Source organism: Methylomonas paludis (assembly GCF_018734325.1).
GTDB lineage: Bacteria > Pseudomonadota > Gammaproteobacteria > Methylococcales > Methylomonadaceae > Methylomonas > Methylomonas paludis.
The window spans coordinates 34,203-57,085 of the sequence record NZ_CP073754.1; the positions used below are offsets into that span (position 1 = coordinate 34,203).

Annotated in this window: 21 protein-coding genes; 11 read left to right on the forward strand and 10 right to left on the reverse strand. The window is 47.9% G+C overall.

Annotation, left to right across the window (positions count from 1 at the left end):
• Positions 1-3: 3 nt before the first annotated feature.
• Together KEF85_RS00155 and KEF85_RS00160 are read right to left on the reverse strand one after the other, a co-directional pair.
• Complete coding sequence (locus KEF85_RS00155; RefSeq protein WP_215582475.1) at positions 4-717, reverse strand: SDR family oxidoreductase; 714 nt, start codon at positions 715-717, stop codon at positions 4-6.
• On the reverse strand, positions 708-1,697 hold the full coding sequence (locus KEF85_RS00160; protein WP_215582476.1) for an SPL family radical SAM protein: 990 nt from the start codon (positions 1,695-1,697) through the stop codon (positions 708-710). Before KEF85_RS00160 ends, KEF85_RS00155 begins: the two co-directional genes overlap by 10 nt.
• Positions 1,698-1,801: 104 nt before the next feature.
• Here KEF85_RS00160 and ribF point away from each other — a divergent pair, with 104 nt between their 5' ends.
• The 7 genes from ribF to KEF85_RS00195 all read left to right on the forward strand — a co-directional run bounded on the left by ribF (position 1,802) and on the right by KEF85_RS00195 (position 12,855).
• Positions 1,802-2,746, forward strand: a complete 945-nt coding sequence (ribF, locus tag KEF85_RS00165) for a bifunctional riboflavin kinase/FAD synthetase (protein WP_215582477.1) — start codon at positions 1,802-1,804, stop codon at positions 2,744-2,746.
• Between the two features lie 282 nt (positions 2,747-3,028).
• Complete coding sequence (locus KEF85_RS00170; protein WP_215582478.1) at positions 3,029-4,489, forward strand: DUF3375 domain-containing protein; 1,461 nt, start codon at positions 3,029-3,031, stop codon at positions 4,487-4,489.
• Positions 4,490-4,491: 2 nt separating this feature from the next.
• On the forward strand, positions 4,492-5,133 hold the full coding sequence (locus KEF85_RS00175) for a DUF4194 domain-containing protein (protein ID WP_215582480.1): 642 nt from the start codon (positions 4,492-4,494) through the stop codon (positions 5,131-5,133).
• Positions 5,126-8,491, forward strand: a complete 3,366-nt coding sequence (locus KEF85_RS00180) for an ATP-binding protein (protein ID WP_215582481.1) — start codon at positions 5,126-5,128, stop codon at positions 8,489-8,491. The genes KEF85_RS00175 and KEF85_RS00180 overlap by 8 nt, the downstream gene beginning before the upstream one ends.
• The gene (locus KEF85_RS00185; protein WP_215582482.1) at positions 8,488-9,657 is read left to right on the forward strand and encodes a Wadjet anti-phage system protein JetD domain-containing protein; all 1,170 of its coding nucleotides are present in this window, start codon (positions 8,488-8,490) and stop codon (positions 9,655-9,657) included. Before KEF85_RS00180 ends, KEF85_RS00185 begins: the two co-directional genes overlap by 4 nt.
• 262 nt (positions 9,658-9,919) lie before the next feature.
• Positions 9,920-12,253 (forward strand): PAS domain-containing sensor histidine kinase, encoded by a 2,334-nt coding sequence (locus KEF85_RS00190; protein WP_215582483.1) that lies wholly within the window; start codon positions 9,920-9,922, stop codon positions 12,251-12,253.
• Positions 12,250-12,855 carry a response regulator transcription factor gene (locus tag KEF85_RS00195; RefSeq protein WP_215582484.1) on the forward strand — a complete coding sequence of 202 codons (606 nt, stop codon included), beginning with the start codon at positions 12,250-12,252 and terminating at the stop codon, positions 12,853-12,855. Before KEF85_RS00190 ends, KEF85_RS00195 begins: the two co-directional genes overlap by 4 nt.
• A gap of 480 nt (positions 12,856-13,335) precedes the next feature.
• Here KEF85_RS00195 and KEF85_RS00200 read toward each other — a convergent pair whose 3' ends face one another.
• The 7 genes from KEF85_RS00200 to KEF85_RS00230 all read right to left on the reverse strand — a co-directional run bounded on the left by KEF85_RS00200 (position 13,336) and on the right by KEF85_RS00230 (position 20,053).
• On the reverse strand, positions 13,336-13,602 hold the full coding sequence (locus KEF85_RS00200) for an oxidative damage protection protein (protein ID WP_215582485.1): 267 nt from the start codon (positions 13,600-13,602) through the stop codon (positions 13,336-13,338).
• A gap of 14 nt (positions 13,603-13,616) precedes the next feature.
• On the reverse strand, positions 13,617-14,708 hold the full coding sequence (gene mutY, locus KEF85_RS00205; RefSeq protein WP_343222130.1) for an A/G-specific adenine glycosylase: 1,092 nt from the start codon (positions 14,706-14,708) through the stop codon (positions 13,617-13,619).
• Positions 14,665-16,254 carry a glutamine-hydrolyzing GMP synthase gene (guaA, locus tag KEF85_RS00210; protein ID WP_215582486.1) on the reverse strand — a complete coding sequence of 530 codons (1,590 nt, stop codon included), beginning with the start codon at positions 16,252-16,254 and terminating at the stop codon, positions 14,665-14,667. The genes mutY and guaA overlap by 44 nt, the downstream gene beginning before the upstream one ends.
• An 85-nt stretch (positions 16,255-16,339) precedes the next feature.
• Positions 16,340-17,326, reverse strand: a complete 987-nt coding sequence (locus KEF85_RS00215) for a class I SAM-dependent methyltransferase (protein WP_215582488.1) — start codon at positions 17,324-17,326, stop codon at positions 16,340-16,342.
• Positions 17,327-17,428: 102 nt separating this feature from the next.
• Positions 17,429-18,895: an IMP dehydrogenase gene (gene guaB, locus KEF85_RS00220; protein WP_343222131.1), complete on the reverse strand. Its 1,467-nt coding sequence runs from the start codon at positions 18,893-18,895 to the stop codon at positions 17,429-17,431.
• A 78-nt stretch (positions 18,896-18,973) separates the two neighbouring features.
• On the reverse strand, positions 18,974-19,453 hold the full coding sequence (locus tag KEF85_RS00225) for a hypothetical protein (protein WP_215582491.1): 480 nt from the start codon (positions 19,451-19,453) through the stop codon (positions 18,974-18,976).
• A 12-nt stretch (positions 19,454-19,465) separates the two neighbouring features.
• Positions 19,466-20,053, reverse strand: a complete 588-nt coding sequence (locus tag KEF85_RS00230) for a CPBP family intramembrane glutamic endopeptidase (protein WP_215582493.1) — start codon at positions 20,051-20,053, stop codon at positions 19,466-19,468.
• An 83-nt stretch (positions 20,054-20,136) separates the two neighbouring features.
• On the opposite strand from KEF85_RS00230, the gene KEF85_RS00235 reads away from it, so the two are divergent.
• From KEF85_RS00235 to KEF85_RS00245, 3 genes are all read left to right on the forward strand, one after another.
• Positions 20,137-20,409 carry a YcgL domain-containing protein gene (locus KEF85_RS00235; RefSeq protein WP_215582494.1) on the forward strand — a complete coding sequence of 91 codons (273 nt, stop codon included), beginning with the start codon at positions 20,137-20,139 and terminating at the stop codon, positions 20,407-20,409.
• An 81-nt stretch (positions 20,410-20,490) separates the two neighbouring features.
• Positions 20,491-21,510, forward strand: coding sequence for a DUF2333 family protein (locus KEF85_RS00240; protein WP_215582496.1), 1,020 nt, complete (start codon positions 20,491-20,493; stop codon positions 21,508-21,510).
• Between the two features lie 4 nt (positions 21,511-21,514).
• A complete protein-coding gene (locus KEF85_RS00245) occupies positions 21,515-21,817 on the forward strand; it encodes a DUF4389 domain-containing protein (RefSeq protein ID WP_215582497.1) in 303 nt (100 codons plus the stop codon).
• A gap of 118 nt (positions 21,818-21,935) precedes the next feature.
• On the opposite strand, the gene KEF85_RS00250 is transcribed toward KEF85_RS00245, so the two are convergent.
• The gene (locus KEF85_RS00250; RefSeq protein WP_215582498.1) at positions 21,936-22,154 is read right to left on the reverse strand and encodes a Nif11-like leader peptide family natural product precursor; all 219 of its coding nucleotides are present in this window, start codon (positions 22,152-22,154) and stop codon (positions 21,936-21,938) included.
• A 436-nt stretch (positions 22,155-22,590) separates the two neighbouring features.
• On the opposite strand from KEF85_RS00250, the gene rpmE reads away from it, so the two are divergent.
• The gene (gene rpmE / locus KEF85_RS00255; protein WP_215582499.1) at positions 22,591-22,791 is read left to right on the forward strand and encodes a 50S ribosomal protein L31; all 201 of its coding nucleotides are present in this window, start codon (positions 22,591-22,593) and stop codon (positions 22,789-22,791) included.
• Positions 22,792-22,883 lie beyond the last annotated feature (92 nt).

Below are 22,883 nucleotides of genomic sequence, written 5' to 3' on the forward strand. Positions count from 1 at the left end.
GAATTATTTTTTGAACTCGATGACTCTATTGGGTGGATTCAGATTGATTTCGTCTATCACGCAATGTACACCAGCTTGCAGAATATAGCTGGCGGCATCGGCAATATCATCAGCCTGGAGTGCTTGCCAGGCTTGTTGGCCTGGGCGGAAGTCCAGCGTATCGAAAAAACCGGTATCCACCATGCCGGGGTTAATAAGAGAAACCCGCACTGTCGATTTACCGCATTCATCCCGCAAAGCCTGGCTAAAACCCCGCAGGGCAAACTTAGTCGCGCAGTAGATAGTACCATTTCGGCTGCCTTTGAGTGCAGCTTCTGAACCGATATAAATCAAATTACTCTGCGGTTTTTGTTTTAATTTGGGTAATAGTGCCCGAGTCAAAAAAACCTGGGCCGTAAAATTGACTGTTAATAAGTTTTCTATCTGCTGATAAGAAAATTGTTCAAGATGACCAAACTGACCATAACCGGCGGCAAAGATCACACTATCCAATTCTGGTACGGCCTGCTGTAGCTGTTTGGCAAAACTCGGAATATCAGCCAGGCGGCTGAAATCCAGTTCCATGCCGGTAAAATTAGGCAGGGGATGCTGAAATTGACCACTATCCCGGCAAATGCCGATCACGTGATGGCCCTGGTTTAACAGTTTTTCGGCAATGGCCCGGCCTATTCCGGAGCTGGCGCCGCTGACCAAGACAGTGCGTTTTTTCATAGACATGGAAAAAATCTGGATTGAGGGATGTAATCCAGCAGCATACGGCTACAGTCCTTCAGCATAGCCTGTTCCAGATCACTGCGGTAGGAAACCATACCGTTAGTGGTTTGTAATGGGCTGGCGAACAGTTTTTCATCAGTATAGAGTTTATGCATTTTCTTAAAATATTGCTCTGGTAGCCTGAATACGCCCAAGCTTACCGAATGTAGCTTGTCGGGATCTATCAATTGAAACACCTGCTCAAACAGAGCCTGATAAATTTGCTGGTAGTTATACTGATAAATTAAAGGGTCAAAGCGTAAACCGATCTGCCAACCTTGTTGTTGCAGTTTGGCGGCTGCTTCCAGGCGTTTGCCGAGTGACGGGGCCTTGGCTTCCACCTTATCGGCAACACTGTCCGGAGACAGACTGAAAGCGATTACACAACGAGGTAACACTGGACGTTGTAACAGACTGCGGATTTGTGTACTTTTGGTCCGTAATTCCAGCCAGGCATTGGGCAGTTCTGCAAAAACCGGTAAAAACTGTGCGGCAAAATCGCTGACCGGCTCAAAAGCCAGACTATCGCAGTCATAGCCGGAAAAAAAATACAGATCTTGGTCAGGCTGATCCAGACACATTTGCCGGATCTGTTGTTGAAAATCTTCATAATTGACAAACAGCACATAATTGGCCGATTGATACATGCCTTGCAAAAAGCAGTACCGGCAATCGTACAAACAATTAAGCATGTGCGAAAAATAAAAATTGTGGTTGCCGCCTATGCCGTATCCGCTTGGAGCTGGTAACACAAATTTTTGATATTTCTCCGCCAATATCAGCGCGGGCTGCTGTTTTTGTATGCGAAAGTTTTGTGCTTTGGGATTAAACACTTCGCCGTAACGATCACAGAAAATGACCCTGGCATTCGGAAAGCGCCGCCGGATTTGCGTCACGCGCGGATGATCCTGTACGGCTGTTTCAATATATAGAGTGTCTATCATGCCCGTTAAAAATATAGCAAGTCATTTGCGGAATATTATAAATGAAGCATAGGTGACAGGCCTGATACTGATAAAATCAGCGCTTTTTTAGTCAGCGGTTTATCATGCGTTTAATCAGGGGTGTAAATCAATTAAAGCCGTTAAGCAGTGGTTGCTTGCTGACCATCGGCAATTTCGACGGGCTGCACTTGGGGCACCGTTTGGTTATCGAAAAACTTGCCGAGCACGGCAAACGCTTAAATCTGCCGACTGTGGTCATGATATTTGAACCGCAGCCTTTGGAATATTTTCTGGGTGATCATGCACCATCGCGTCTGACCCGTTTACGTGAAAAAGTCATACAATTCGCCAAACTACCCATCGATAAATTATTGGTGGTACCGTTTAACCGTACTTTAGCAGATTATGATGCCGAACAATTTATCCGTGATATTCTGGTAGAGCGGCTGCGAGTAAAGTATCTGGTGGTAGGTGATGATTTTCATTTTGGCAAAGCCAGACGCGGCAATTTTGATTTACTATTTCACCAGGGACTGGAATACGGTTTTCAGGTGGAAAATACCATGTCTCTGGAATTGGCCGGCCTGCGTATCAGCAGCACATTGATCCGAGATGCACTTATGGCCGGAAATCTGGAACAGGCACGCACCATGTTAGGCCGGGATTATTCAGTTTGTGGCCGGGTTGCCCACGGCGATAAACGCGGCAGACAATTGGGTTTCCCCACCGCCAATGTGCAGATGTTTCGCAAGAACACCCCGGTAGCGGGTGTGTTTGCCGTGACCATGACTGGTTTGGATGGCAATGAATACCAGGGAGTGGCCAATGTCGGCACCCGGCCCACCATGACCGGCGATACCCAAGCCGTATTGGAAACCCACTTATTCGATTTTAATGCAGATATATACGGTCGCTATGTAGAAATTCATTTCAAACAGAAAATCCGCGATGAAGTGCGGTTTGCCTCACTCTCGGCCTTGCAGGCACAAATTGAAAAAGATGTGGCGATTAGTCGGGAGATTTTGAGTTTGAGCTTGCCACAGGCCTGAAATATCGAACATCTTGCTTAATTGCTACTGATTATCTGTTAGTCTTGACTCATAGCTTAGCGAAACCGCTTATTGTGGTCAATTACAGCTGTTCAACTTGTATTAGGCTTAATTTTTTTGCTAAATAGATAGTTGACCCCAGAAAGTGTGGTATTTCAAGGCTTGGGCAGGTTTTAGTATTACTCAGTCGTACAGTGTTATTGTCATCAAGCAAATAACTGAATCAAGCAGTTTACTTATGACCATATTAATCACCGAACCTGGGATTTTGGGATTTAATTAATGAGTCTGGATTATGCTTCTCTCAACGCCTTGCGCAGCCATCATCCGGCCTGGCGTTTATTGCGCTCAGATCATGCCCCGTTGGTGGCCGGTTTTCTGCATAGAGTGTTTATTACACCTAATTTACGTGTTATCGCAGCAGCGGATTTGATCGAAGCGTTGGAGGATGAGTTATATGTGTTACGCGATCAGTTTGCCGAGAATTTATTTCCAAAACCGGCTCAGGAATATTTGAACGAATGGGCGCATCCGGACAAAGGCTGGTTGCGTAAATTTTACCGACAGGATTCCGATGAAGTCCAATTCGATTTGACCCCGGCAGCCGAAAAAGCCATCGTTTGGTTGGACAGTTTGACTGAACGCCATTTTGTTGGCACCGAATCACGATTGTTAACCCTGTTTGCGCTGTTAAAACAAATCAGCGAGTACAGTGAAGCCGACCCGCAAAAGCGTATTGCCGAATTGCAACAAAAGCGGCAGGAAATAGATCGGGAAATAGCCAGAGTCCAGGCAGGAGATGTACCCGTACTGGATGATACTGCTTTGAAAGACCGCTTCCAGCAATTTACCCAAATCGCCCGTGAACTGCTAAGCGATTTTCGCGAAGTTGAGCATAATTTCCGCCTATTGGATAGGCGGGTGCGGGAAAGGATTGCGCTGTGGGAAGGCGGTAAAGGCGCCTTACTGGCGGAAATCATGGGGGAACACGATGCCATAGGTGATTCTGATCAAGGTCGCAGTTTCCGGGCATTTTGGGATTTTCTACTGTCCGGCCGCAGACAGGAAGAACTTAGCGGCTTATTGGAACAGGTACTGGGCCTGCCCGCCGTCCGGGAGTTGCAGCCCGATGCCCGATTACGTCGGATACATTACGACTGGCTGGAAGCCGGCGAACATACTCAGCGTACAGTTGCGCAATTATCTCAGCAATTACGGCGTTTTCTGGACGACAAGGCCTGGCTGGAGAATCGCCGCATTATGGATATCTTGCGCGGTATTGAGACTAAGGCACTGGCTTTGCGCGATACCCCGCCAGGCGGCGAGCTCATGACGGTAGCCGATACGGTACCGCAATTTGACTTACCACTGGAAAGACCTTTATATAGTCCGGCCATAAAACCGCAGATAAGTGATATTCGCATCGAAAACGGTGAAGACAGTCTGGATGCCAGTGCTTTATATGCGCAAATCTACATTGATAAAGCTCAGTTGGCCAAACATGTACGGCAAAGCTTGCAAAACAGAACCCAGATCAGCCTGAAAGAACTGATCGAACGCGCGCCATTACAACAAGGTCTGGCAGAATTAATCAGTTATTTGCAATTGGGCGGCGAGAGTTTTAATACTCTGGTGGTAGAAGACAGCCGCGAACAAATAGTCTGGACGCTGGTGGATGCCGACCGGCAAATCCACCATAAGCGCGTCACTATGCCCAGAGTGATTTTTTTAAGGAAAGCCTAATAATGCATACAGAACCCGCAGAATCACTAGCCGGTGCTCCGGCGGATTTATCGGTAGTGGTCATCAATTTGTTGAAAGGTGTGATACATCAGGAAAATGATAATCAGCTCTGGCAAGCCCTGTTCCAACTGCAATCCCGAGTGCGGGATTATTTAGCGGTGCTGGGACTGGAATTAATTCTGGATGAAGCCGAAGGTTACGCCTTTTTACGCGCCCGTCAGCAAAACGAAGCCGATGATGTGCCGAAACTGCCGCGCTTGATTGCCCGGCGGCCCTTATCGTTTCCGGTTAGTCTGTTATTGGCGCTGTTGCGTAAAAAACTGGCTGAATTCGATGCCTTGGGCGGCGATACCCGCTTGGTATTAAGCCGTGATGAAATCGTGGATCTGGTGCGGGTGTTCCTGCCGGACAGCAGTAATGAAGCCAGGCTGATCGATCAAATTGAAACGCATATCAATAAAATTGTGGAATTGGGCTTTTTACGCCGGCTCACTCCAAAATCAACGGCGCACAACGCCGCTTATGAAGTAAAGCGTATTTTAAAAGCCTATATTGATGCGCTCTGGCTGGCGGAACTGGATGAGCGTTTAGCCGCCTATCAGGCCCAATTAAGCAGCAACCCCGGAGTGGCTGATCATGATTAGTCAGGATACTTTGCCGCTGGATTTTGATGTGCCGGAAGCTTTGACCGGCTTTCGCTTAAAACGTCTGGAAGTGTTTAACTGGGGTACTTTTGACCAACACCTTTGGACGTTGGAACTGGACGGCAAAAACGGCTTGCTGACCGGGGACATCGGTTCCGGAAAATCCACATTGGTCGATGCCATCACCACCTTACTAGTGCCGGCCCATCGTATCGCCTATAACAAAGCTGCAGGCGCGGAAGCCAAAGAACGTAATTTGCGTTCCTATGTATTGGGCCATTATAAATCCGAGCGTAACGAAGTCACCGGCACCGCTAAGCCGGTCAGTCTCAGAGATAATAATAGTTATTCGGTGATATTGGGCGTGTTTCATAATGCCGGATATCAACAAACCGTAACATTGGCTCAGGTGTTCTGGATTAAAGACAGCCAAGGCCAGCCGGCGCGGTTTTATGTGTGTGCCGAGCGCGAACTAGGCATAGCCAAAGACTTCAGTCAGTTTGGCACCGATATTGGTCAGCTCAGAAAAAGATTAAGAAATGCCGGCGTAGAAGTGGAAGACAGTTTTCCACAATATGCCGCCTGGTTTAGACGCCGGTTTGGGATTAATAACGAGCAGGCCCTGGAATTGTTTCACCAAACCGTTTCCATGAAATCGGTGGGCAATTTAACCGAGTTTGTTCGCAGTCACATGCTGGAACCGTTTGATGTGCAACCGCGCATCAATGCCTTAATCAGCCATTTTGACGACCTTAATCGCGCCCATGAAGCGGTGTTGCGCGCCAAACGTCAGGTCGAACTGCTGACACCGCTGGTGGCCGACACCGAGCGCCATACCCAATTGCTCCAGTATATCGACCAACTGCGGCAGTATCGCGAGTGTTTACGTCCGTATTTTGCCGGTTTAAAACTGAATTTAATCGATAAACGTCTGTTGAACTTGATTGAGGAATGGGACAGAGCTCATCATCAGGTTAGTCGTCTGGAAGAACGCCGCTTGAAACAGAGTATGGAACTTGATGAATTAAAACAGGCCATCGCCGAAAATGGCGGTGACCGTCTGCAACGGCTGGCGGCGGAAATCAAAAGTAAAGAACAGGATTACAGCAAGCGTAAGCTGCGTGCCGACCGTTATGTGGAATTATTAAGCCAAATCAAGCAGTCCAGCCCCACTAGCGAAGCAGGTTTTTTGACGCAGCGCAGCCAATTTATAGCTCAGAGTGCTACATTAAAAGCTCAAAGCGCGGACCTGGAAAATCAGGAACGTGAGCTGGATTTTGTTTTTCGTCAGGATAGAGAAAAACATCGGCTGCTGCTGAATGAAATAGACAGCCTGAAAGCCCGGCGCAGTAACATCCCTGCCGAACAAATCACCATGCGTAGCGCCATATGCCAGGCTTTGGGGCTTACTGAAGCGGAAATACCTTTTGTAGGCGAATTATTGCAAATTCGCGAAGATCAGCGCGATTGGGAAGGGGCAGCCGAACGCTTGCTGCGCGGTTTTGGTTTATCCCTGCTGGTACCGGAAAGCCATTATCGTCAGGTTGCCGAATGGGTGGATAAAACCCATTTAAAAAGCCGGCTGGTGTACTTCCGAGTCTTGGCAAACCAGCGTAGTGAGCTGTTAAATCTGCACCCGGATTCCCTGGTGCGTAAACTCACCATTAAACCGGATTCCCCACATTACGAATGGTTGGAACGCAGTTTGGCACAACGTTTTGATGTGGCTTGCTGCAGCAGTCAGGAACAATTCCGCCGGGAAAGGCAAGCGATTACCCAGGCCGGACAAATAAAAGCCGTGGATAGGCACGACAAAGATGATCGTTTCCGGATTGATGACCGCAGCCGCTATGTGTTGGGCTGGGATAATCAGGCCAAGCTCGATGCTTTGAGCCGTCAGGCTCGGCAACTGGAGCAAGCGCTGGCCGATACCGGTGTGCGCATTAGTAGTCTGCAAAATCAGCGTAAAACTCTGCTTATGCAACGGGAAGCGCTCACCAAACTTGAGGAGTTTCAGGACTTTTATGAGCTGGACTGGGCTGCAGTGGCGGCGGAAATCGCCGCTTTGCAGGAAGAAAAACAGCGGTTGGAATCGGCTTCCGATGTCCTGAAACAATTGAACGGGCGCATGCAGCAAGTCATTGCCGTTCTGGCCGATACCGAAACAGAACTGGATGCCCAAAAAGACCGTCGCTCCAAAGCTGAACAAAAAAAACAGGATGCCGAAAATTTGCACCAGGACGTACAGCGTATTCTGGCCGAGTCTGCCGAAACGGTTTTTTTAATCGAGCAAATGGATGCCATGCGTCTGGAGGCGCTAAAAGAGCATCAATTGACTGTGGAATCTTGCGACAATTACGAACGCGATATGCGGAACTGGTTGCAGACCCGGCTGGACAGCGAGAATCGCAAACTGGCGCAACTGGCGGAAAAAATCATCAAAGCCATGTCGTTTTTCATGGATGAATTCAAATTGGAAACCCAGGAAATGGATGCCAGTATTGCAGCGGCATTTGAGTTTCGCAATTTGCTGACTAAATTGGCTGCCGATGACTTACCTCGTTTTGAATCCCGCTTCAAAGAATTATTGAATGTAAATACCATCAACGAAATTGCCAATTTTAACGCGCAATTGGCTAAAGAACGCGAAATCATTAAAGACAAAATCGCCCGCATAAATGAATCTTTAAACCAGATTGATTACAATCCGGGCCGCTATATCGTACTGGAATCCTTACCCAGTGCCGATGCCGATATTCGCGATTTTCAAACCGAATTAAGGCTTTGTACCGAAGGCAGTTTAACGGGTTCCGATGATGCTCAATATTCCGAAGCCAAGTTTTTACAGGTTAAACAAATTATTGACCGATTTCGCGGTCGCGAAGGCTTGACCGAACAGGACAAACGCTGGACCGCAAAAGTCAGTGATGTGCGTAATGCCTTTGTGTTTGGGGCCAGCGAACGCTGGCGCGAAGACGGCAGCGAGCATGAACATTATTCCGATTCCGGCGGCAAATCCGGTGGTCAAAAAGAAAAACTGGCCTACACTATTTTGGCTGCCAGTCTGGCCTTTCAATTCGGCCTGGAGTGGGGCGAAACCCGCTCCCGAACCTTCCGCTTTGTGGTGATAGATGAAGCCTTTGGCCGGGGTTCCGACGAATCCGCTCAATATGGCTTAAAGCTGTTTAATCAGCTCAACCTGCAATTGCTGATTGTCACGCCCTTACAGAAAATCCACATCATCGAACCGTATGTGGCCAGTGTCGGTTATGTCCAAAATGAGCAGGGTCGTTCCTCCAAAATCAGGAATTTGAGTATCGAAGAATACCAGGCGGAAAAAGCAGAGTCTACTGCATGAGTTGGACCACACCCGCTGACTTGCGTCGCCAAATCTTAGTTCTGTGGCAGAAAGGCATTATTCTGGCGGAAGTAGTCAATGGCACCGATCTGTTTCCCAAGCGCTTGTCATTAAAAACCCCTAATGCTGCCGAAATGTTGGCTCGTTTTGATGAGGTTAGAGCCTGGATACAGGCAGTCAACAAACAAGCACATATTCGCGTGGTCATGCGCGAAACCCAACACCGACAACTGGGCAGCAATTTAATGCCTGCCGAAGTCTGGCTGGATAGCGCGGAAGCCGCCGCCGCGCTAATCGATATGCAAAAACCCTTACGCCGCTTCCGGCAACTGCTTATGCAAACCGAGGCCCGCTTGCCGGCAGTGCGAAGCTGGCTGGGCAAGCGCCCACTGGTTGCGCTGGAACTGGCCGAAGTCTGGCCGCAACTGCTGGAGGTGACCGCCTGGGTGCAGGAACATCCCCAACCCGGTATTTACCTAAGACAAATTGATGTCCCCGGTGTCCACAGCAAATTTGTCGAAGCGCATCGCAGCATTTTGCAGGAATTGTTGGATCTGGTTCTGCCTGCTGAACACATCACTGCGAGCGTCAGCCGATTTAACCGCCGTTACGGTTTTTTAGACAAACCGGAACGTATCCGCTTCAGGGTGCTGGATGACAACATAGGCTTATTTTCTGGCCTGCACCAGCCTGATGTCAGCCTGGATGTGACAAACTTTGCCGCATTGCGCGGCAACATCCGACTGGTGTTCATTACCGAAAACGAAATCAACTTTCTGGCATTTCCGCCACAGCCCCAGGCCATTGTTATCTTTGGTGGCGGCTATGGCTTTGCGGCGCTCAGCACAGCCGCCTGGCTGCAGCAATGCCAAATAAGCTATTGGGGAGACATAGACACCCACGGCTTTGCTATCCTCTCCCAATTGCGGGCTTATTTCCCGCAGGTAAAATCCCTGCTGATGGACAGAAGCACATTGTTAAATTTTTCGGCAATGTGGGGCCACGAAGCCAAACCCATCAACTACGATCTGCCGCATTTGACCAGCGACGAACAAAGTCTGTACGACGATTTACGCGATAACCGCATTCAGCCAAATTTAAGGCTGGAGCAGGAGCGGATAGGATTTGAGTGGGTGTTGGAGAAGATTGGAGAAATTAGTCCTTAGCAGGTTTTTAGGTAACATATTGATTAAACTTAAAATATCTGGTAGTAGCCGTGGCTGAGCACGTGCTTGGCAGTTATTCGGTGGTCTTTAATTGATTAGCGATAATCAATATTTTATAAGTATCTGCAAAGTCCAATTCTTTATGGTCTATTGAGATTGCAGGAATTCAACTTAGGTGTAGAATCGCTACCAAAATTGATTAATTACTTATGTTTTTGCTAGTAATTTGGATAATAACGATGGCTTAAGTTGGTGAAATTAAATGACTGATACGCATAATTCGGACAAGTTGCATGGGCACCAACTGGAATGTTGCGGAGAAATTTTAAATAATATTGCCGATGCCGTCATCGCTACCAATACTGCCGGCAACATAACATTCCTTAATTCAGCGGCAGAACGGCTAATAGGCTGGAAATCAGCCCAGCTACTTGGCACAGAGCTGGATCAGGCTTTAAATAATTTCATCGCAACCGATCTTCTTGCCTCAGAAAATATCATCAAGCATGTCGTTCATGGTGGACATACCTTAAATTATCCAAATCATTGGCCGTTAAGTACGGCTGATGGTGAGGAAATAGTCGTCGCAGCCAAGATTATTCCTATGACTGGCGCCTGTGCCACTTCAGTAGGAGCGGTGCTGATTTTACAAGATGTTAGTTGCGGCAAATTGGCCGAACATAGCCTGAACATCAATCAAAAAAATCTCAGCCTGTTAATTAAGCACGCCCCGGTAGCCATCGCCATTTTTGATCAAAACATGTGCTATCTAGCCACCAGCCAACGCTGGATGACAGACTACAATTTGCACAGACAAGTGCTAGGCCTTTCACATTATGAAGTATTCCCGGAAATTTCCGAGCATTGGCGGGAAATACATCGCCGGGCGCTGAGGGGGGAAATCATAATTAATGATGAAGACCATTTTCAGCGTCTGGACGGCAGCCACCAATGGTTGCGCTGGGAGGTTGGACCCTGGTACGACGAAACCGGGGCAATTGGTGGAATTATGATGCTAACCAAAGACATCACTGATCGTAAAAATGCCGAAGAAGATGCGGTGGTAAGCCGGTTAACCTTAAATGCCGCATTGGCCAGCATGAGCGATGCGGTGTTGATTTCTGATACTAGCGGCAAGTTTGTTGAATTTAATGAAGCCTTTGCCACGTTTCACCGTTTCAATAACAAGGCTGAATGCGCAAAAAACCTGGCTGAATATCCCACCATCCTGGAAGTGTTTATGGCCAACGGCGAAGCCGCACCCTTGGATCAGTGGGCGGTACCCAGAGCCTTGCGCGGCGAAATAATGGCCGGTGTCGAATATATCATTCGCCGCAAGGATACCGGGGAGTCCTGGATAGGCAATTATAGCTTTGCGCCTATCCGCAATGGCGCAGGCTTAATTATTGGTTCGGTAGTTACTGGGCGCGATGTTACCGAGCAGCGCCAAATTGAAAATGCCTTGCGTGCCAGTGAACAGCGTCTGGCCGGTATGGTTAATACCGCCACCGATGCCATTATCACCATCGATGAACATCAGCTGATTTGTTTGTTCAATCCGGCCGCCGAGCAAATATTTGGCATCAGCATAGCCGAAGCATTGGGACAACCCATAACCCGATTGATGCCGGAGTCTTTTCGGCAGATACATGCCGATTATGTGCGCAATTTTGCTGCAACCGGAACCAGTTCACGGCTGAAGGTGCCTACAGCCAAAGTGATTGGTTTGCGTGCCAGCGGTGAAGAATTTCCTATCGAAGCCTCAATTTCACAGATCGAGTTACCGGAAGGCAAATTGTATACCGTGATTTTACGCGACATTACAGAGCGGGAACTGAGTGCTCAAGCCCAAAAATCGGCAGAACAACGCATCAATGAGCAGCGTATGCAGTTGGAGGAAGCTCAGCGTCATCAGATAGCCCGCCAAACTGCCGCTGCAATTGCCCATGAACTTAATCAGCCGCTAACTGCCATTGCCTCCTATACCGCTGTCGCCTTACAACTGTTGGCAGTGGGAGGCTATGAGGAGTCCACGTTAATATATGCACTGGAGAATGCCGAACGTCAGGCTCATCGGGCTGGTCAGGTAATGCACGAATTGCTGTCTTTGTTGCATAAAGATGAAAGTATCATCGAGCCGTGCAATATTGAACAAATCGTAGATGATACCATCAGCATTTTTGTGGCAAATGCCGAGTTTGATCAGATCAAACTGGTCAGGCGAATTAACCCTGGACTATTATTGGTGCTGGCTAATCGCTTGCAAATTCAGAAAGTGCTGGTCAATTTAATCGGCAACGCCCTGCAAGCTATGCAGGACATCGTACAACAAAATCCGCAAATTATTCTGACAGTTGCCCCCATGCCTGCAAATGAGGCCATGTTGCAAGTTTCTATTTCTGATACGGGAAAAGGTTTTGCCGATCAGGATGCACAATTACTGTTTCAGCCGTTTTACACCACTAAAGCGACTGGCCTGGGGATGGGTTTAGCCATTTGTCGAGCCATCATCGAAGCCCATACCGGTAAACTTTGGGCAGAACCCAACCCTGGGCAAGGCGCCAGTTTTCATTTTACATTACCATTTGTATCATGAATGCCTTACCGATAGTTTATTTAGTTGATGATGATGCAGCCGTGCGAGACAGTTTAACTTTGTTGATCAAGACTGCTGGACTCAACGTTGCGGCCTATAGCGGTGCCGAGGAGTTTCTGGCGGCTTATCGCCCGGATCGGGCTGCTTGTCTGGTGCTGGATTTAAGTATGCCCGGCATGAGCGGAACCGAGCTGCAAGCGGAGTTGGCGCGGCGCAATTTGTGTTTGCCGATTATTTTTTTGAGCGCTCATGGCGATATTCCCACCACAGTACGTGCCATTCAGGCTGGCGCCGTGGATTTTCTCACAAAACCGGTTCAAGCCCAGTTATTGCTGGAAATCATCCAGGCTGCCATTATTCAGGATGTGCGTCGCCGCGAACGCAGTCCGTCCAGTGCAGAAGACAGCTTGTCTAAACTCACCCCACGTGAGCAGGAAATTGCCATATTGCTTATCTCTGGTAGCACCAACAAAGAAATAGCCCGGCATTTGGGCATCAGTCCGCGTACCGTAGAAAACCATAGGGCCAGAGTCATGGAAAAAACGCATGCTGGTAATCTGATTGAATTGGCCAGACTTATCGAAACGCAAAATCTTGCATAGGTATAAATACCTAGGGGTAAGCACGGATTGTTAAGCACCGCATCTTGAACTTAAATGGTAAAGCTGTTCGCAGTCAAACCGACACAATTAGTCGATTAAGCAGAAAGCCGACAAATCGGCAGATAAAACCTGACAGCTTAACATGGGCATAAACCTCGGCTAACGCACCTTGATAAGCTAAGTCACCTTATAAAATCTGATATGGAATGTGGGGCTTAAAAATGTATATCGAAACAGATCTTGAGTTGAATAGTAGTTTTAACAATCACAAAAAAACACATGAGATTGCCATCAGTAATATCATGGATACCAAACCAGAACCTATAGCCTCAAGGCCAAACTGGAATTACGATTCGTATTTTTTGGCCCAGCTGGATCGGGTAAAGCATATTGATTGCCCACACCTTGCCACTTAAGTGCTCTTCTCAATACAGCCTTCCGGCTCAGCTTAGCTCAACTGAACCGGAAGGCTGGTTTCAATTACTTGGGTACATAACCCTCGGGAACTTCAAAACCACCCGCAAACAAAAACTTTTCCCGTTCCGCCGTTAAAATTTTCTTGGCTTCCGGATCAAAACTGGCCAGACGTCTTTCATTGATGATCATGGTCTGCATGGCCAGCCATTCTTTCCAGGCCTGTTTAGAAACATGCTCAAAAATCCGCTGACCATTAGGGCCGGGAAATGGCGGTGCATCCAAACCTTCAGCTTCTTTGCCCAATTTTATGCACTTAACCAGTCTTGTCATTGTCTACCTCTTTATTAAAATTGTAATAAACGCTTAATTGGTGTGGGTAAGCCCAGACTACCGATTTGCTGGGATTTATACCAAACCCGGCTGTTTGCTTCCATCACATTGTTTATGGGGTTTATCAGATTGGCCGATACCGGCGTGTAATCCAGATGATAATGCGAAAAGGTATGCCGTTGTGCAGGCAAAATTTGCAGACCGGCAATGTCGGCGCCCAGTTGCCGACACCAGTCTCGTAATTGTGCCAATTCAGCAAATTCCGGCAAACTCCACAAGCCGCCCCAGATACCGCTGGGCGGTCGCTTTTCCAACAAAATGCGCTGTTCAGGATCGGACAAAATCAGAAAAAATATCTGCTTAACCGGTAAGGCTTTGCGCGGTTTAGCTTCAGGCAGCGTATTGACCAATCCTTCAGCCAGAGCCAGGCAAGCACTGGCGACCGGACAGATTTCACATTTGGGTTTGCTGCGGGTGCAAAGCGTTGCCCCCAAATCCATAATGGCCTGAGTATATGCACCAGTGTTAAGTGGTGCAGTATAACGTTGACTTATTTCCCAAAGCCGCTCGGCCACTTTAGCCTGGCCCGGCCAGCCGCGCACCGCATGGAACCGGGCGAATACCCGTTTGACATTGCCGTCCAGAATAGCTTGGTATTGACCACAGGCAATGCTGAGGATAGCCCCGGCAGTGGAGCGGCCTATGCCAGGCAGCGCACTGAGTTCGGTAATATTTTCCGGAAACTCGCCGCCATCGGCAACGACCAGCCGGGCCGTTTTATGCAGATTTCTGGCTCTGGCGTAATAGCCCAGGCCCGACCAGTACAGCAATACCTCATCCAGCTCAGCTGCCGCCAGACTATGCAGATTGGGGAAGCGTTCCGTAAAACGCAAGAAATAAGGAATAACACTGCTGACCTGAGTCTGTTGTAACATAATCTCCGACAACCAAACCCGGTAAGGGCTGATCGCCTGTTGCCAGGGCAAATCCTTACGGCCATGCTCGGCAAACCAGCTTAATAAAAGCGCCTGAAACTCAGCAGGAGACATGGCAGCGCGATTATTATTCCCACTCAATAGTGGCAGGCGGTTTACCGGAAATATCATAAGTCACCCGGGAAATACCCGGTACTTCATTAATAATGCGCCGCGAAATTAAATCCAGAAACTCATAGGGCAAATGCGCCCAGCGTGCCGTCATAAAATCGATGGTTTCCACGGCGCGGATGGCAATCACATAATCATAGCGTCGGCCATCTCCCATCACGCCCACTGATTTAACCGGCAAAAATACCGCAAAAGCCTGACTGACTTTATCGTAAAGCTCATGCCGGTAGAGTTCTTCAATAAAAATAGCATCGGCCTGACGTAGCAAGTCGGCATAGTGTTTTTTGACTTCACCGAGGATACGCACCCCCAGGCCGGGGCCGGGAAAAGGATGACGGAAAATCATATCGGCGGGCAGGCCAAGTTCCAGGCCCAGTTTGCGTACCTCATCCTTGAATAGTTCGCGCAGAGGTTCGACCAACTTCAGCTTCATGTTTTCCGGTAAGCCGCCAACATTGTGATGCGATTTAATCAAATGAGCTTTGCCGCTGCTAGCCCCGGCGGATTCAATTACATCAGGATAAATAGTGCCTTGTGCCAGCCAACGCGCATCACTTAAGCGAGCAGCTTCCTCATCAAAAATTGCCACAAACAGATTGCCGATGATCTTGCGCTTCTGTTCCGGATCGTTGACGCCGGCCAGAGCAGCTAAATAACGTTGTTCAGCATTAACCCGAATAACTTTGATGCCCAGATGTTCGGCAAACATGGCCATTACTTGATCGCCCTCATTTAACCGCAATAGACCGGTATCGACAAATACGCAAGTCAGCTGCTCACCAATGGCCTTATGCAGCAATACCGCCACTACCGAAGAGTCCACGCCGCCGGACAGGCCTAAAATTACTTCCTCATTGCCGACTTTGTCGCGCACTGCCTGAATACTTTCGCCAATAATATTGCTGGATGTCCATAAAGCCTGACAGCCGCAAATTTCCAACACAAAACGGCTGAGGATACGGCCACCCTGTTTACTATGGGTCACTTCAGGATGAAATTGCAAACCGTAAAAATGCCGGTCGGCATCGGCGATACCGGCGATAGGAGCACCACCGGAACTCGCAATCAGCTTAAAGCCGGTGGGCAATTCTACCACCCGGTCGCCGTGGCTCATCCACACATCCAGCAAGCCATAGCCTTCTGGAGAAGTGTGGTCTTCGATATTGATCAGCAATTGGCTATGACCATGCGCGCGAATTTGCGCATAACCAAATTCGCGGTGACAGGATGATTCCACTTTGCCGCCCAACTGTTCGGCCATGGTTTGCATACCGTAACAGATGCCCAGTACCGGTATCCCCAGTTCAAACACAATTTGTGGCGCACGCGGGGTATGGCTGGCAGTTACCGTTTCCGGGCCGCCGGAGAGAATGATGCCATTGGCGGCAAAGTTCTTAATGTCTGCCGCTGCTGCTTCGCAAGAATAGATTTCGCAATATACCCCTATTTCTCGGATGCGCCGAGCAATTAACTGGGTATATTGGGAACCAAAATCCAGAATCAGGATTTTATCGTTATGAATATTGTGGGCAGTAGAAGATGTCAAGACTAAACCTTTTAAAATTAAAATGTAGAATGCTGTCGGTCCGGCATGCGCTGGGCATCTACCTTCATCCAGAATGGCTGATTTGTTACAGCTTGTTATGGGCTTGGTAAAGCTGATCCAGCAAGCCCTTGTTACTATCGAATCCCTTGATGCAATTAATCTCGGCGGCACTCCGGCACAGCCGCTTCAACAGGCGTTGATAAGGCTTAGCGCTCAGATAATGTTTCAGACAAGTATGCTGTTGCATCTGATGCATAATGTAGGCAGCGTTATCGCTGATCCGGAAATCGCTGGTTAAGATTGCTCCAGCGTTTTTCCGAAAAAATACGGTAATATTGCCGCCATCTGCGGAAATGAGATGGCTATCGCCAAGCAAGCCGGCTTTTTCGCCCATTTTAATCAGCGACTTAAGATTAAAGTTAAACAAATGCGCTTCATGAAAAGTGCTTTTCGGCGCTTGGCAACAGGCTTCGATATTGGGCACTTCTACCACCAGTACCCCATCTGCTTTTAATAAGCTATGTAGTTTTTGCAGCACAATATACGGGTCTTCAGTATGTTCCAGCACATGCCAGATGGTAATCACATCAAAACTTGCCGGAGGGTAATGGCTGTCCTGGATAAAACCGATATGCAAATTTAGCCCATATTCGGCTTTAGAATACTCGGCATAACCCCGATTGGGTTCGGTGCCATGCACATCATGGCCCAGTGATTTCAGCAAATAGGCAAATTCGCCGCCGCCAGTACCCACGTCCAGTATAGTTTTGCTGGTGCCCAGTAGCTGCTTGATTTTCTCAAGCCGGGTCAGGGCAATATTGCCGGCCCGCAGTACATGTTTGGGTTTGGGGGTGTAAGTGTTCTTGTATTCCAGGCGATAGTCTTTTTCATAAAACTGGCGGGGATTATGCGGAAACGGGTCGCTCCACACCAGACCGCAATCGCTGCAAATCACACTGCGTAATGCTGTACCGCTACGGCTTAACCTGGCTATTACATAAACCTGATTATTGCCACAAAGCTTACAAGGCATGGAACTGGTTTCAGGTGTCAATAAATTCTTTTGCGGCATTTCTCTAAACCAGGGCCGGATTGTTAGGGTTCATTATAGCAAAGCCTACTTTAAAGACCGTGCAAAGTGGCTGTCAGCAATGCAAGATTGCCCAACCATCTATTAATTTAGGTGATAATTTGGGGCTTCCTTGGTTATGGTTACATCATGGACATGGCTTTCCCGCATACCGGCGCTGGTTACCCGGACAAATTGGGCATTGTCATGCATTTCAGCTATGGTGGGATTGCCGGTGTAACCCATGCTGGAACGAATCCCGCCCAATAATTGATGAATAATAGCCAGCACGCTGCCTTTGTAAGGTACCCGGCCTTCAATGCCTTCCGGCACCAGTTTCTCCACCATCTCAATTTCGTCCTGAAAATACCGGTCGCTAGAGCCTTGCTGTTGCGACATGGCCCCCAGCGAGCCCATACCACGATAGGATTTGTAAGAACGGCCCTGGAATAACTCCACTTCACCGGGCGCTTCTTCAGTACCGGCAAATAAACTACCCAGCATCACCGAATGTGCACCCGCAGCCAGGGCTTTGGCTAGATCACCGGAATAGCGGATGCCGCCATCGGCGATCAGCGGCACCCCGGTGCCTTTTAAAGCTGCAGCCACATTGCTGACGGCAGAAATTTGAGGGACACCCACGCCGGCGACAATCCGGGTAGTGCAGATTGAACCGGGGCCTATACCGACCTTCACACCATCCGCACCAGCTTCAACCAATGCTCTGGCAGCAGCAGCGGTGGCGATATTGCCGCCGATAACCTGAACATTAGGAAAATTTTGTTTCACCCAGCGCACTCTATCTAATACGCCTTGCGAATGACCGTGAGCCGTGTCAACAATAATCACATCCACGCCCACATTGACCAGCGCTTCAACCCGTTTGGGAGTGTCGGCACCGGTGCCGACCGCTGCGCCTACCCGTAATCTTTCCAGGGCATCCTTACAGGCATGTGGATTATCTTTGGCTTTTTGAATGTCTTTAACGGTAATCATGCCGCGCAAATGAAAATCCTTGTTCACCACCAGAATTTTTTCGATACGGTGCTTATGCAGCAAGGCGATAGCTTCTTTGTGGCTGGCAGATTCATTAACAGTAATCAGGCGTTCTTTGGGGGTCATCACGGTACTGATGGATTCGTCCAGGCGCGTTTCAAAGCGCAAATCCCGGCTAGTGACTATGCCCACCAGTTCTTCACCATCGACCACCGGTACGCCGGAAATGTTTTTTGCCCGTGTCAGTTCTATCACTTCTCTGACAGTGACATGCGGTGAAACAGTGATAGGGTCTTTAATCACTCCGCTTTCGTATTTTTTCACCCGTTCAACTTCTCGAGCCTGCTGCTCGATAGTCATATTTTTATGAATAATACCGATACCGCCTTCCTGAGCAATGGCAATGGCCAGCCGGGCTTCAGTTACCGTATCCATTGCTGCTGAAATTAAAGGGATATTCAGGGTAATCGTTCTGGTCAGTTGGGTTTTGAGTTCAACATCACGTGGCAGCACACTGGAATGGGCCGGAACTAATAAAACATCATCAAACGTGAGTGCTTCTTGAATGATTTGCATGATCACACCTAAGGCTAATCGGGGATAAGCCCGTCATTGTAACGCTTAACCGGCATTCCTAAAAAGGGAAAACACTTGCTATTCAACTGACAGGCTTTTTTTATTCGCTAAAGCATGCTGAATCGACACATATTCCGCCCGATTCGGTATATGCAAAAACAGCCCCAGCGCGGCCAAGCCGCTAAAAATATATAAAGTGTTAACTCCGTCACCCAGCACAAACATCAGAAAACCGAACGCACCCACCGGCTCAATCAACAACAGACAAACCGCGATGCTATAAAAATAACGGCGCCGCGCAGAGCTGGGGCCCGGCATAGTCTGGTTAAGCCTGAGCAGAATGTAGCGCAACAATTTCACCAGAGGGAATAAAATAATGGCGATACTGTAAAACACACTTCTATACACAACGCGGTCGGCGGCATCGATATTCAGCCGAATTTGGCCGGGCCAGACCTGACAAACCACATTATAGCCCAGCAACAGTAACAGAAAAGCGCCGACAATAAACCAGTGCGGCAATAGTTCGGAATTGGCAAATACCCTAGGTTTGGTCATGGAGAGCATTATTTAGATACGGTTGCGATAATTGTGCAGAATAACCATAAACGCGGCAAAGTCGTACACAGAATGGATAACAATGGGTATTAACAGATTGCGTTCACCCTGATAATCCAGCGACAAACCCAGATAAATACCGATCAGCAAAGCCAGCAAGGCATAGAGCGGTGTGACTGCATGAACCAGAGCAAAAATCAGATTACTCAAAATCAGGCCGCCAGTCAGGTTCCAGATACTTTCCAGCCAGGGTTGCAAGACTCCACGGAACAGAACTTCTTCCGAAAAGCCGGCAATTCCTGCTAATATCAACAAATCTGTCCAATGTAAGGGCCCCAGATTAGCGCCGAAAGTATTTTCCAGCAGAGCACGAATCTCTTGAATGGCGGGGTGAGGCAGGTGTTGCAAGGCCAAAAAAATAATCAGCAAAGGTAAGGTGCCCAGCAAGCCGACCAGCAGGTCGGATTCGGAAAAATGCAGGCCGGCAAAGGGCAGGGTATTGCATAGCCAACCCAGAATAACAGCCAGGATGGTTAGTGAGCCTTCAAAATAACAGGCATGTTTAAAGAATTTTTTAGCAATGATGACGTTATTTTGCATGCCGTTTAAATTTAGTGGAACTGGGCTGAAAATTCTAGCCAAAAAAGTTAAAATTGCCAGCATAAGAACATAGGGACAACATTATGCAATGTTTTATCTACAAGAGTCTCAGAAAAGATGAGCTATATCTGTATCTGAATAAGCGCGATGATTTTTCAATATTGCCAGAGGCTTTACTGCAAAATCTGGGAAAACTGGTTTTTGTTATGGAATTGCAACTGGATTTGCAGCGCAAATTAGCCAGGGAGGATGTCAGCAAAGTAATGAGCAGTTTGGCAAGCAAAGGCTTTTTTGTGCAAATGCCGCCGGTGTTAATGCCCTTATCATTCCCCGAAAAGGCCCGGCAACTGCACTGAAAGCACGCTTCCTAATCAATCCATGCTAACATGGTGGTATTAAGTCGATTCATCGTTTTTTCTAATCTGGATACAGAACACATGTCAGACAATTCATTCGAATTTGAAGAATCAAAGCCTAGGGGCCTGTTGTGGGGAGCTGGTACCCTGCTTGGTCTTGTTCTTGTTGTGTTTCTGGTTTTAGGTGAGTGGTGGAGTACTGAGCCTGAGCAATTTAATGTTCAGGATGAAGCCATAGAGCGCATGAATGTCACCCACACCGATCAAATGCCCATCGGCTATGTTTATGCCAGCACTTTGGCACATGTTGCCGATGTGATACTGTTCAAGCCCGGCGGCTATCTTTCCAATGATGTAGCCCCGCCCGGATTACTGTGCGATAACATCCAGAGTTGGGAATACGGTGCGCTGGTCATGTTGCGCGATGGCACAACCGCTTTGCGTAACCATTTTGCCCGCGACCAGTCCCAGTCAGCGGAAGACCCGGATTTGGCAAAAGCCGAGCCCAGTTTTTACTATGAACCCAATTCATGGGCCTTGCCTTCCACCGAGTCGGAATACGTCAAAGGTATAGAAGCCCTGCATCAATATATGGCGCGTTTACAGCACCCGTCAGCCACTTCTAAAGCCGCCCAGTTTCACTCCAGGGCCGACAACTTGTGGCAATACACCGAGGTGGTTATCAAGCGTCTAGGTGGTCTGTCCACCCGGCTGGCGGCTAGTACCGACAAATTTTCCGGTGCTACCCACGGCGACCCTTCCAACCCGATAGACATCAATATGCCGACTATAGGCCAAACGCCGTGGATGGAAATTGATAACGTATTTTACGAAGCCCGTGGTTCTTGCTGGGCACTGTTGCATATCTTAAAAGCCATCAAACATGACTTTGCCGATATTTTGCTGGACAAACGTGCCATGAACACCCTGGATAACATGATCCAGGCACTGGAAAATGCTTTAACCCCCACCTTAAGCCCCGTGGTATTAAACGGTGATGGTTTTGGTTTGTTTGCCAACTACTCTTTAGCGATGGCAAATTACATTGCCCGGGCCAATGCCGCCGCCCTGGATTTGCGTGACGTAATGAACAGAGGCTAAGCCGATGTCGGAACAAATCAATGAGAATTTGAAAAAAATCGAAACCTGGAAGCGCATTATTTTCATGCTGATCTATGCCGTGATAGATAGCCTGGTCAAATTGCTGTTATGGCTGGTGATTTTTTTACAGGCTGGGTCGGTATTGCTGACCGGTATTACCAACCCCAATCTCTTGGAATTTGGCCGTAGTTTGTCCAGTTACCATTACCATATTCTGCTGTTTTTGACTTTCAGCACCGAAAAACTGCCGTTTCCGTTTGCTGAATGGAATTTAAGCGCCAATCCCGCCTTGTTTAAAGATTCGTAGTCAAACCGGCTCAAAATTTCAGGTAAGTGCATGGGCATTCAGTCGGGTGTTGATGCAGTCACTTACGCAATCAAGCACAACTTCCCGGCCATAAGGCCGGGAAGTTGTCGGCTTTAGATTAGACTCTGAGTAAGGCTTTAGCCAGTCTTTCAGAGAGTTGTTCTTCCGTAAATTGCGGTTCATTGGGTGGATAAAGTTCTACTTCATCAATTTCAAACCCATATTCCTTGCCTAATAGAATCAATTCCTTGATTTTTAGACAGGCTTTTAATTTTTCTTGAAGGTCTGCGTCAGTTTTAGCTTGTGCAGAAAACTCTTTTATTACCTTGATGGACATTGCTAGCTCCGTAAATAGTCAGATTGGTATAAAAACCATATTACTTATAGCAAAATAGTTGCCAGTTTTTCATCTTAAAATTACATGTTTAATTTCAATTGCTTGGCTGTTGATGGCGGTTTTGTTGTGCTTGTTATGTGCCGACAAACGCTCTTGTTGGCTTGTAGCAAACCCTACAAAAACCAATGTGACAAGGTTGCCGTTAATAATATTGATGTGGTTTTTAAAGTCAAGTTAAGCAAATCGATTTGTGCAGACCTGCCACCCGCCGTTTATTAAATCGCATGCATATAAGCCCAGCAAAACAGGGCTGACGCTATCAACCAAACAGGTGTTGGGCCAGCTAAGCTAATAATCAGCTTGCAGAGCTTACCAATACATCGTATTATAGTTAGTTCTCTACAAAGTACGTGGCCCAAGTGGGTATGTGAGCACTATGAAACCAGAAATTCATCCTGAATACAAACAAATTACTGTAACTTGTGGGTGTGGAAATACCTTCGAAACCGGTTCAGTATTGACAAAAGATTTGCATATTGAGGTTTGCTCATCTTGCCATCCGTTTTATACCGGTAAGCAACGTGTAGTCGACACCTCAGGACGTGTGGATAAATTCCGGAAAAAATTCGGAAAATAAACGCGTTATCGGCCGGTTTTGGCCAACCGCAGGCTATAATACTTGCGGTTGGCCAGACCAGTTCCCGTTTGATGTTTTGCGGATACCCAGGC

Coding starts and splice junctions, on each gene's coding strand:
- KEF85_RS00155 (WP_215582475.1), bottom strand. CDS start 717: ATGTCTATGAAAAAACGCACTGTCTTGGTCAGCGGCGCCAGCTCCGGA.
- KEF85_RS00160 (WP_215582476.1), bottom strand. CDS start 1,697: ATGATAGACACTCTATATATTGAAACAGCCGTACAGGATCATCCGCGC.
- ribF (WP_215582477.1), top strand. CDS start 1,802: ATGCGTTTAATCAGGGGTGTAAATCAATTAAAGCCGTTAAGCAGTGGT.
- KEF85_RS00170 (WP_215582478.1), top strand. CDS start 3,029: ATGAGTCTGGATTATGCTTCTCTCAACGCCTTGCGCAGCCATCATCCG.
- KEF85_RS00175 (WP_215582480.1), top strand. CDS start 4,492: ATGCATACAGAACCCGCAGAATCACTAGCCGGTGCTCCGGCGGATTTA.
- KEF85_RS00180 (WP_215582481.1), top strand. CDS start 5,126: ATGATTAGTCAGGATACTTTGCCGCTGGATTTTGATGTGCCGGAAGCT.
- KEF85_RS00185 (WP_215582482.1), top strand. CDS start 8,488: ATGAGTTGGACCACACCCGCTGACTTGCGTCGCCAAATCTTAGTTCTG.
- KEF85_RS00190 (WP_215582483.1), top strand. CDS start 9,920: ATGACTGATACGCATAATTCGGACAAGTTGCATGGGCACCAACTGGAA.
- KEF85_RS00195 (WP_215582484.1), top strand. CDS start 12,250: ATGAATGCCTTACCGATAGTTTATTTAGTTGATGATGATGCAGCCGTG.
- KEF85_RS00200 (WP_215582485.1), bottom strand. CDS start 13,602: ATGACAAGACTGGTTAAGTGCATAAAATTGGGCAAAGAAGCTGAAGGT.
- mutY (WP_343222130.1), bottom strand. CDS start 14,708: ATGATATTTCCGGTAAACCGCCTGCCACTATTGAGTGGGAATAATAAT.
- KEF85_RS00215 (WP_215582488.1), bottom strand. CDS start 17,326: ATGCCGCAAAAGAATTTATTGACACCTGAAACCAGTTCCATGCCTTGT.
- guaB (WP_343222131.1), bottom strand. CDS start 18,895: ATGCAAATCATTCAAGAAGCACTCACGTTTGATGATGTTTTATTAGTT.
- KEF85_RS00225 (WP_215582491.1), bottom strand. CDS start 19,453: ATGACCAAACCTAGGGTATTTGCCAATTCCGAACTATTGCCGCACTGG.
- KEF85_RS00230 (WP_215582493.1), bottom strand. CDS start 20,053: ATGCAAAATAACGTCATCATTGCTAAAAAATTCTTTAAACATGCCTGT.
- KEF85_RS00235 (WP_215582494.1), top strand. CDS start 20,137: ATGCAATGTTTTATCTACAAGAGTCTCAGAAAAGATGAGCTATATCTG.
- KEF85_RS00240 (WP_215582496.1), top strand. CDS start 20,491: ATGTCAGACAATTCATTCGAATTTGAAGAATCAAAGCCTAGGGGCCTG.
- KEF85_RS00245 (WP_215582497.1), top strand. CDS start 21,515: ATGTCGGAACAAATCAATGAGAATTTGAAAAAAATCGAAACCTGGAAG.
- KEF85_RS00250 (WP_215582498.1), bottom strand. CDS start 22,154: ATGTCCATCAAGGTAATAAAAGAGTTTTCTGCACAAGCTAAAACTGAC.
- rpmE (WP_215582499.1), top strand. CDS start 22,591: ATGAAACCAGAAATTCATCCTGAATACAAACAAATTACTGTAACTTGT.